This is a genomic window from Ruegeria sp. CDSB029, from assembly GCF_059611125.1.
The window spans coordinates 1-8,916 of record NZ_JBXWOX010000047.1; the positions used below are offsets into that span (position 1 = coordinate 1).

9 protein-coding genes are annotated in these 8,916 nt (G+C 52.3%); 3 read left to right on the forward strand and 6 right to left on the reverse strand.

The window, feature by feature from the left end; genetic code table 11:
- Positions 1 to 68: 68 nt before the first annotated feature.
- Positions 69 to 2,084 carry an ATP-binding protein gene (locus AC2FI8_RS24285; RefSeq protein ID WP_496781221.1) on the reverse strand — a complete coding sequence of 672 codons (2,016 nt, stop codon included), beginning with the start codon at positions 2,082 to 2,084 and terminating at the stop codon, positions 69 to 71.
- Between the two features lie 422 nt (positions 2,085 to 2,506).
- On the opposite strand from AC2FI8_RS24285, the gene AC2FI8_RS24290 reads away from it, so the two are divergent.
- Both AC2FI8_RS24290 and AC2FI8_RS24295 read left to right on the forward strand, forming a co-directional pair.
- On the forward strand, positions 2,507 to 3,265 hold the full coding sequence (locus AC2FI8_RS24290; protein WP_496781222.1) for an alpha/beta fold hydrolase: 759 nt from the start codon (positions 2,507 to 2,509) through the stop codon (positions 3,263 to 3,265).
- A gap of 146 nt (positions 3,266 to 3,411) precedes the next feature.
- Entirely contained in the window at positions 3,412 to 4,329 is a 918-nt protein-coding gene (locus AC2FI8_RS24295) for a DMT family transporter (protein ID WP_496781223.1), read from the forward strand.
- Between the two features lie 273 nt (positions 4,330 to 4,602).
- Here AC2FI8_RS24295 and AC2FI8_RS24300 read toward each other — a convergent pair whose 3' ends face one another.
- The 4 genes from AC2FI8_RS24300 to AC2FI8_RS24315 form a co-directional block, all read right to left on the reverse strand.
- Positions 4,603 to 5,571: an SMP-30/gluconolactonase/LRE family protein gene (locus AC2FI8_RS24300; RefSeq protein ID WP_496781224.1), complete on the reverse strand. Its 969-nt coding sequence runs from the start codon at positions 5,569 to 5,571 to the stop codon at positions 4,603 to 4,605.
- Between the two features lie 553 nt (positions 5,572 to 6,124).
- The gene (locus AC2FI8_RS24305; RefSeq protein ID WP_496781225.1) at positions 6,125 to 6,676 is read right to left on the reverse strand and encodes a GNAT family N-acetyltransferase; all 552 of its coding nucleotides are present in this window, start codon (positions 6,674 to 6,676) and stop codon (positions 6,125 to 6,127) included.
- A 181-nt stretch (positions 6,677 to 6,857) separates the two neighbouring features.
- Complete coding sequence (locus AC2FI8_RS24310) at positions 6,858 to 7,085, reverse strand: DUF1127 domain-containing protein (protein ID WP_496781226.1); 228 nt, start codon at positions 7,083 to 7,085, stop codon at positions 6,858 to 6,860.
- On the reverse strand, positions 7,075 to 7,299 hold the full coding sequence (locus tag AC2FI8_RS24315; protein WP_496781227.1) for a DUF1127 domain-containing protein: 225 nt from the start codon (positions 7,297 to 7,299) through the stop codon (positions 7,075 to 7,077). Before AC2FI8_RS24315 ends, AC2FI8_RS24310 begins: the two co-directional genes overlap by 11 nt.
- A gap of 148 nt (positions 7,300 to 7,447) precedes the next feature.
- Between AC2FI8_RS24315 and AC2FI8_RS24320 the strand changes: the two genes are divergently transcribed.
- A complete protein-coding gene (locus tag AC2FI8_RS24320; RefSeq protein WP_496781228.1) occupies positions 7,448 to 8,323 on the forward strand; it encodes a LysR family transcriptional regulator in 876 nt (291 codons plus the stop codon).
- 482 nt (positions 8,324 to 8,805) lie between these two features.
- Here AC2FI8_RS24320 and AC2FI8_RS24325 read toward each other — a convergent pair.
- On the reverse strand, positions 8,806 to 8,916 hold a 111-nt coding region (locus AC2FI8_RS24325), incomplete at its 5' end, for a dienelactone hydrolase family protein (protein ID WP_496781229.1).

Genomic DNA, 8,916 nt, shown 5'->3' on the forward strand with positions numbered 1-8,916 from the left:
TTAACGGCTTCGATGAACCAGAAATCCTCCGTTGCTCAAACCCCAAATCTGTCCGGTAGGCGCTGACGTCAGACAAACTTGCGCGCCAGAATGCCAGTATTGACTTCAAGTTCACTGGATTTGCGCCGAATCTCTCTCAGTCGGGTAGAGGCTTCATCGCGTTTCTTTTTGGAGGTCGCAATGTTCTGCTGCACCTCTCCAATATCCGCCATGCAGCGGTCAATGTTGAGTTCAATCACGCTTAGATCTGCCTGCTGAAGCGGGTCTACGTCTTCCAGATCAAGGTCGAGCCCAAAAACACTCCTTTCTGCCCTGAGATCCTTTGGACTGAGATCTGTCCGACTGAGCAGATCTTCTCTTAGCACACGCCCTATAGTATCGCCCCAATCCGGTCGCTGGCGACGCAGGAACGCAAGCAGGGTTCCATCAGAGGGGGCTTTAGAAGCCTCCAGCTCTTCGCGCGTTTTTTCCAGACGCAGTTTGGATTGTGAGAGGCGTTCGATCTCACCGTCAACTTTTGCAACGTCTGACTTGGCCGCAGTTTCTTGGGCTTGCAGAGGCGCCTTTTGTTCAACGGCCGCGTTATAGGCCGCCTGACGCGTGTCGACTTCCTTTTGCGCTTCGGTGACGCGCTCTAGGACTGCGCTGTCGACAGTGGGGTTCTTAGCGGCTTCCTCTGCCGCTCCGACAGCCGCCGCCGCAGCTTTTAGTTTGTTCGATGCCGCGATCATTTGCGGCGCATAATCTTCTTCCGCGCGCTCGCGGCTCTCCTGCCTGCGCGTTTCAATCGCCTCGCGCTTGGCCCGGCGTCCGTCCTCGGACCTCTTGCGGTCAAGCGCGATCTCCCTAAGGGCGTTATCAGCCGTCTCCCGCCGTGCCTCTTTGAGTATGTCATAGCTGCTCGTGAGTTCTGACAATTCGCTCTTGAGCGCGGTCAGGCGTTCCGAAACTTGCCGGGCCGCGTCTTCCAACTCAGACAGGCGCGCAAATTCTGCCACCTTGGCCTCGATGTCGTCATCCATGAACCTCGCATATTTCTCTGTTAGTCGCTTCACTTCAGCTGACGCCGTGTTGAGTTTGACCTCAATCTCCGCCAGCGCCTTTCGAGCCGCTTCCCGATCGGCCGCATGGGCATTTTCCGCCTCCTGGAATGCCTGCTCTTGCCGAGGAAGGGTTTTCAACAAAGTCTCAAGCTGCTCTTCGAGATCATTGAGCAGCCCACGCATTTCCGATAGGGCCTCTTTGCGGCGCCGGTGGGCCTCTTCCAGAACGGCATTCTTGGCTACAAGACGCAAAACATCGTCTTCTTTTGCCATGACGTCACGATAGGACCGAAAGCGTTTTGGCCAGCTGGCAAGGCTTTCGCGTTTCCCGCCCAGTTTGATGCGCCGCTCGCCTTTCAGTACCTGTTCGGCCACCATGTCTTCCAGTGCGCGCAGGCTGCCGTCTTTTTTGAGCATGGAGAAAATGACATTCTCAACATTTCTGAGAGGTGTACGCGGCGGCGCCAGCGCGTAATCCGCCTGAAGTTGCACGACATCGTTCCGACGTGGGTTTTCAATGGGCAAGCCTTGAATGATTGTCTGATATTCGACCTGAGTTGTGATTTGCCGTGACGCGATCTGATAGCCCTGGTCACGCAAGTGTTTGGCAAGATGGCTAAATTCGACGAACTTGCCATCGTTTGTCACGAACATATTCTCGTATAGCTCGGAACGTACAAACCGATAGACCAGCTTTTCCTCCGAGGTCGCGAGATGCATGATTACCGCGCGTTTGGAGCCAGCGCGGTTGCGATATTCAAATGCGATATACGAGGTCGTTCGCGGCAGATAATGCCCAAAGAAGGTTTTGTCCTGTGCCTTGCGAGAAAGCTTCTGCGGGGGAAGGCCAAAACCCAAGGGAAGTGCTTGAATGACGGACGTCTTGCCTGCCGCATTTGTACCCGTGATCAACACGTTGCCGTCCAGCGGCACTTCTCCGATCACACCTTTGAAGATATTCGTGTCCACCAAAAGCATTCGAGTGAACCCCGGAGGCTCAGCGTCGAGCTCATTGTGCTGTGGCGTCAAAGAGACGTTCATTCCGATAAACCCTCCCCTAAGCCCGCGCATTTCAATTGGGAAAACTTTAAAACAAGCGACAACATAAGAACTCGTAGTATCGGATTTATATTGATTTTTCTATCCTTGCTTCAGATGCTGAATTGGCAAATGAGGTCTTACAAAGCTATCTATACGCCTCGAAGTTAGGTGCTAGTGAAACAAGTCACTCCGCGACTGTTCCTCCTTTGTTTTATTAATGTGTGGCTTTAGTCTGAAGCGGGCTTTTGATTTGCGGCCAATTTCTTTTGCCAAAGCGCCAATTTATATGCTGTTTGGGCGATGAACGGCCTCGATGCCATGCTAGTTCAACAGTCCGGTTCGTCCGCAGAGCGGTCGTTCAAGCAAGTTGCAGCGAACGGTTGCTACGAGCCCAAATTGTCGAATGCTGCGGAGCAGTGTTAATGTCTGCATACGATGCTCTGGAAGCCGAAATGACCAAACACCCCAGTCAAGCGAACGATGAAAGGCCCGCCATTCTCTGTGTTGCAGGCTTTGGTGACAATGCGAGCATGTATGACGATTTGGCTGACACCCACCTCGCCAACAGCTATCGTTTGCTACCCATCAATCTTCCGGGATTTGGCGCTCAGCCTTTGGCAAAAGAAACAACTCTCGAGGCACTTGCTCAAATCGTCGCCGACGAAGCGAACAAGCACGGAGCCGAGATCATTGTCGCTCATTCGGTTGCTTCAATCATAGCTTCACTGGCTGCCAAAAGGGCAAGCTGTCCTTTGACAACCATTATTTCATTGGAAGGTAATATCACTGCCGAGGATGCCTATTTTTCTGGAACTGCCGCCGACTACGGTGATCCAGTTGCGTTTCGTGCGGCGTTTCTTGAACGGCTTGATGAAATGGCGAAAACGGCACCAATCATCCGACGGTATCGTAATGAAGTTTCGAAGGCTGATACTCTGGCACTGTGGCAACTCGGCACCGACGCACGGCGTTATTCAGCAAGCTGCGTGCCCGGCGAGCTTTTGCAGAACGCGGCAAATGTGATTTATCTCTACAACCCTGATAACTGTCCGGATAGCACCGTCCGTTGGTTAGAAGAAAACAAGATGGATCGGATCGTTCTCGATAATGCCACACACTGGGCGAGCGTTGATCAGCCCGAAAGGCTTGCAGAAATGATTGCTGAGGCACTCCGCCGATAGGCGAATGCAGCCGTTCACAATTGGATAGATGAGAGTTGGCTTTGTTTTGGCTTTCCGCAAGAAACGGGTCGCGGTGTCGGGGGCACGTCAGCTAATCCGTTAGGTGATAGTTAGTGACGGAACCAGAAGACATGACAAACCAACCCATGCCAGCAATGGATTTTACAGCCAGCGTCATGCTGCTTCTGCTCGCTGCGGTTTGGGGCGGGTCGTTCTTCTTCGGCGAGGTTGCACTGACTGAAGTGCCCCCGCTGACAATAACGCTGCATAGGGTGATCTGGGCAGTCCCAATACTGGCACTCATCGTCCTATTCAAAGGATTGAGAGTTCCACGTGCCCCTCGGGTATGGGGCGCTTATCTCGTTATGGGGGCGCTCAATAACGCTATTCCGTTCTCGCTGATCTTCTGGGGGCAAATGCAAATCGACAGCGGGTTGGCTTCAATACTCAACGCAACGACGGCAATGTTTGCTGCGGTCGTGGCTGGCTTGCTTCTTAAGGACGAGCCGCTGACTCCAAAGAAGATAGCAGGTGCGGCACTTGGTATTTTAGGGGTGGCCTTTATTATGGGGCCAAGCGCATTGACCGAGTTCAATCCGGGAAATCTGGCACAGCTGGCTATCCTTGGGGCAACGCTCTCCTATGCATTTGCCGGTGTATGGGGCAGAACTGCTCTTTCAGGCCAACCACCACTTGTGAATGCACTTGGCATGCTGATCGGTAGCACAGTGCTTATGATCCCTATTGTTCTCGTGATGGATGGTCCCCCAAGCTTCGCTCTGTCTGCTGGAGTATGGGCAGCGCTTATTGGGATGGCCGCTCTATCAACAGCGCTGGCCTATGTACTTTATTTCGCAATCCTTGCGCGCGCCGGAGCCGCCAATCTTCTTTTGGTTACGCTGCTGATCCCACCGTTCGCTATCGGTCTTGGTGTCACGTTCCTTGGTGAAAAGATGGAGCCAGAAGCTTGGGTCGGGTTTGCCATCATTGCTCTTGGCTTTGCTGTAACCGACGGTCGGCTTTTTTTCCGCTTTGCCAGGCGCAAGCCCCAAAAAGTAGAATGAGGCGCTTTCTGGAATACTTTTTACAAGCACCTTACGGAGTGACGATCCCCGTCGTCACCAACAGGCCCGGCCAAGCGTCGGGTCTATTTTTGAGTAGCGGACATTCAGCGAAGACAAACGAATGGCGGCAAAGTCCGCACAGCGGTCGTTCACGCCGAGCGCGGCGAACGACTGCTTCGAGCCCATAGTAGTCGCTCAAAAAGCGGGGTCCGGAGATATGAGAGCCCATTAGGGAAACCTTTTTTTCGCGCAGAAGCCCTCCAGAGAGCAGATTTAGCCTCCCGCCATACCAGCGACGTTGACATAGAGGGCGTACACAGAATGGCTTGCTGCCATGAAAAGTCGGCTGTTGGCACGGCCTCCAAAGCAGAGATTGGCACATCGTTCAGGCAAAGCGATGCGACCTATTGGAGTTCCATCAGGGTCAAAGACCATCACTCCGTCCAGTTCGGCATCACCCATACCCCAACCGCACCAGAGGTTGCCATCCACATCCACGCGGAATCCATCTGGCGTGCCAGAACCTGCATCGATTAGCACACGCTTGTTCTGGATCGAGGCACCATCTGTGTTCACGTCATAAGCTAGTATCTTTCGAGACGGTTCACCACGCGATTCAACAATGTAGAGCACGGTCTCATCGGGGCTGAAGGCCAAGCCGTTTGGTCCCAGAATGTCATCGGCTACGACTTTCAGTTTTCCGGTGTCGGGGTCCAGTCGGTATACGTTCTGGCCTAACTCTGGTTCGGCGCGATGACCTTCGTAGTTGCCCGAGATGCCAAACGGTGGATCCGTGAACCAGACACTGCCGTCTGATTTGACGATCACATCATTGGGCGAGTTGAGACGCTTTCCGTCAAAGCTATCGGCTAGCACAGTGATTGACCCATCATATTCTGTGCGCGTAACCCGTCGTCCACCGTGCTCGCACGTAATCAGGCGACCTTGCCTGTCCCGGGTCTGACCGTTGGCAAAATTCGAGGGCTGACGAAACGCCGATGACTGTCCGGTAACCTCGTCCCAGCGCATGATCCGGTTATTCGGAATATCACTCCATAGCAGATATCGCCCGTCACCGAACCAGACTGGCCCTTCACACCAGCGACAACCAGTTGCCAATCGTTCTACGCCGGCCAACGGCAGCCTGTATTTATCAAACCGCGGATCGAACGCCACAACGGATGGGTCTGGATACCGCTGGGAGGGTTGCCAGCTATTTTCGAAGTCAAATTTGTCCGTCATAAATCATCCTCATTGTGGTGTCTGCTCAAGCTAAGTGACCGGTCTTGAATTGAACAGGGCGCGTTAATCACCATCGGCAAAGCCCCTAAGGACGCAAGTGCAAATCTCAGTTGCGATCATCGCGGCTATTCGACTTGGCCTGCTTTTTCCGCCAAGCATTCGTTGAGTGTAATTCACTTAACATCGGCACCAAGGCTGGAGCGGTCGTTGAAATGATGGGATTTAGGAATTTTCATCTCGCTAGAAAGCCCCACCAAGTTTGGCTAACAGGCTGCCGGGGACCAGCAACATCGCTAAACTTGGATGGGGCTAAGTGCTGGTGGTGCAACACTTGTTGACCAAGTAGTTCGAACTACTCAGGATGCAAATCAACTACTGCTAACTAGCTGACAACCATTGTGCGTCTTAGCCCGCAAACTGGACATGCGATGTGGTTTGAAGAGTGACCGTACAGAGCCCAATGCGGAGAATGGTTTTCAGCACGTCGGGCGGAAAAGGGTCATTCACTAAAGCCCATTCAAACGGCAGTAATGCGCAGCGTGCTACTGGTCGTTTAAGTGAAGAGCAGATGTGAGTGTGCCCTAGTTTCCGCGATGATCTCAATAGCAATTGACGTTGGCGTAGGCCAGTTGGGATGCAAGATTGCTTCAACAATATCCGCGTCAGCTACAAACCGCGCGTTATGTTTCGCAGCAAGATAGCGCATGTGGTGGTTTTCCTGCAGGCACATCATTTGGATTGTCCTGACACCTCTGTTCTGTGCCATTGCGAACATCTGTTGAAACAAAGCGTCACCAATGCCAACACCTTGCCACTCGGCCTCCACGGAGAAGGCGGCTTCGGTCTTTGATTGCCATGACTGAAAGATACCGCGCAGTTCCACAAGGCCCCTCAATTGCCCAGAGATAAACGCTCCACAAATGATACTGTCGTACCGAAGGACATTCTGCGCATAACCCAAAACCCCTTTATTAGAAACGGTTCCACAAAATCGTGCGCGCCGAGTCTGGTCATCCAATCGAAGAAAATGATCACAGATGCTATCTTGATCGCCGAAACGGAGACGACGAACGATCGGGTCTCGTGATGTTCTCCTGCCTCTCATCTTTCGCGGCTCCTGCTTGGCAGGGTGGTTTGGGCCAGCATTTTCGGGAGGAGGTGAAAATACTGGCCCTTTGCGTTGGCGCTCCCTGTTGGCTTTTTCGCCGCCGCTCTTGCTGGCTTACTCTGGGAGGAGTGAGGACCAGCAAATTCCGTTCAATCTTTTGTTCTGAGGGTCTACTTCGCTATTCGTTAGCCATCAATTTTGCGGCATATTCTGGGATATCGGATCGCGAGATTCCGATCTGAGCGAGCTGATGGTCGTTCATATTCGAAAGAGTGGAAAGCATCCGGGCCGTTTGAAGCGCCTTAAAGGCCGCATTTGCCGTGGCTCCGATCCTCGCCAGGAAGCTGATTGATAGAGCAATGGCGTGACCACGATCGATACCAGCCGTTTGGGTGTTAGCAGCCATATGCAGCCTCCATAGCAAGTCTTTTGATGCTACTGCGCGGAATGCCCAGATCTGTCAGGTCGCGGTCAGATAGCACCGAGAGCTCATAATACGTTGCGCGAAAAACCCTGCGTTTGGCCTGTGCCCTGCGTATCGCGTCCAGTTTTTGATGAAAGAACGTGCGGCCAGCTTCGAAAACGACATCTAGCCCGCTGTTTGATCGAGTAATTGCCATGATATTGCCTCGTCCGTTGCTGCAATGCAGTATTTATGCTGCAATGCAGAGATAAGGGTATTTGGTAGCGCTCACAATTCGACAATTTGGCAAAGACCCCATGCCATATTGGAACAACAAAGGTCACGACATGGACATTTCTGCGCAAATGCTAATCTTTACGACGGTTGTCGAGCAGGGCAGCATCTCTGCGGCTGCTAGATCAATGGGGCAGACCCCATCAGCAGTAAGTAAGCAGATCGGGTTACTTGAAGATCAGGTGCACTACCGCCTTCTCAATCGCACCAGAACGGGTGTCTCTCCGACGCGAGAAGGCCAAGATTTCTATGAAAAATGCAAAGCGATGGCCGACAAATTCAATGAGGCCAAAGCGATGATCCACAGCTTCGACGGTGTCCCACGCGGAGAACTCAGGATCGCATCCACTGTTGCATTCGGTAAGTCCCAACTGATTCCTGCCCTGCCAGAGTTCATGAAACAGAACCCCGAGGTTCAAATGTCTTTGGATCTGACCGACCGAGAAATTGATCTTCGGAGTGAAGGGTTCGATGCGGCGATCTGCTTTGCGGAACAACGCAAGAATCCAGATATGTTCATCAGGCGCATTATGCAAAGCCGAAGGGTACTTTGTGCCTCACCTGAATACCTTGAGCGTTCTGGAACACCGTCGAATTTTGCCGAATTGTCTGAGCACAATTGCTTGAGAATTGCTGGGAGAAGCCAGCGGAACGTTTGGAACAATATCGAACCGAACGCAGGCGAGAAATTTGAAGCAACGGGCAGTTTTGAGGGAAACAGCACCGATGTCGTCTTTCGAGCCGCTCTTGCTGGCATCGGGATCGCACGGTTGCCCTGCTATATGGCAAACATTAAATTTAGCTCCGGCGAACTTGTCCACGTCATGCCGGAGTATGCACCACCCAGCACAGATATTGTCGTAATGTTTGCCGAAAGGCGGAACCTGGCACCAAAAACCCGCGCGTTTGTGGATTATCTCGCGCGGCGGTTTCGGGATTCTGAATAAGACCAAAGGAACGGCTAACTTCTTATAGAAACGATCGCAGTTGTCCAAGTTTATCCGATCCAATCTGCTGTGACTTTTTAAAAGCCCAGCCGAGTTTCAAACAGAACTGACTGGGCACCTCGATCAAAAATCTGGTAGCGGTTGGTGAATATAGAATTGGTTAATTCAATCTAAGAGGAGCCTTTCTCCGAACACATGATTAACGGCTGCTATCAGCGGCATTAAAGTGATAATGCGCTTAACCCGCAGATGAGCTAAACACCTAACGATGGATCGTTTCACCTAAATCCGCTTCGACAATATTTTCCAATCGTTTCGACTCTAAAAAACACCCAATGGTTGGGGCAGTAGGCCAAGACCTGGTCGCGGACACGCTGACTGCGAAAGTCAGATTTCTAGGGCCTCTGAGGGCTTGGCCAAGATGAACCGTGGATTGCCATGAAGCGATATCAACGCATGACTTATTTCGTAGCTTGCACCAATTACCTCAGATAGGTGTTGAACCAATCAATGGTTCGGTCCCAGGCTAGGTTTGCCATTTCCTCGTCATAACGAGGCGTGCTGTCGTTATGAAAACCGTGGTTGGCATTTTC

Coding starts and splice junctions, on each gene's coding strand:
- AC2FI8_RS24285 (WP_496781221.1), bottom strand. CDS start 2,084: ATGAACGTCTCTTTGACGCCACAGCACAATGAGCTCGACGCTGAGCCT.
- AC2FI8_RS24290 (WP_496781222.1), top strand. CDS start 2,507: ATGTCTGCATACGATGCTCTGGAAGCCGAAATGACCAAACACCCCAGT.
- AC2FI8_RS24295 (WP_496781223.1), top strand. CDS start 3,412: ATGCCAGCAATGGATTTTACAGCCAGCGTCATGCTGCTTCTGCTCGCT.
- AC2FI8_RS24300 (WP_496781224.1), bottom strand. CDS start 5,571: ATGACGGACAAATTTGACTTCGAAAATAGCTGGCAACCCTCCCAGCGG.
- AC2FI8_RS24305 (WP_496781225.1), bottom strand. CDS start 6,676: ATGAGAGGCAGGAGAACATCACGAGACCCGATCGTTCGTCGTCTCCGT.
- AC2FI8_RS24310 (WP_496781226.1), bottom strand. CDS start 7,085: ATGGCTGCTAACACCCAAACGGCTGGTATCGATCGTGGTCACGCCATT.
- AC2FI8_RS24315 (WP_496781227.1), bottom strand. CDS start 7,299: ATGGCAATTACTCGATCAAACAGCGGGCTAGATGTCGTTTTCGAAGCT.
- AC2FI8_RS24320 (WP_496781228.1), top strand. CDS start 7,448: ATGCTAATCTTTACGACGGTTGTCGAGCAGGGCAGCATCTCTGCGGCT.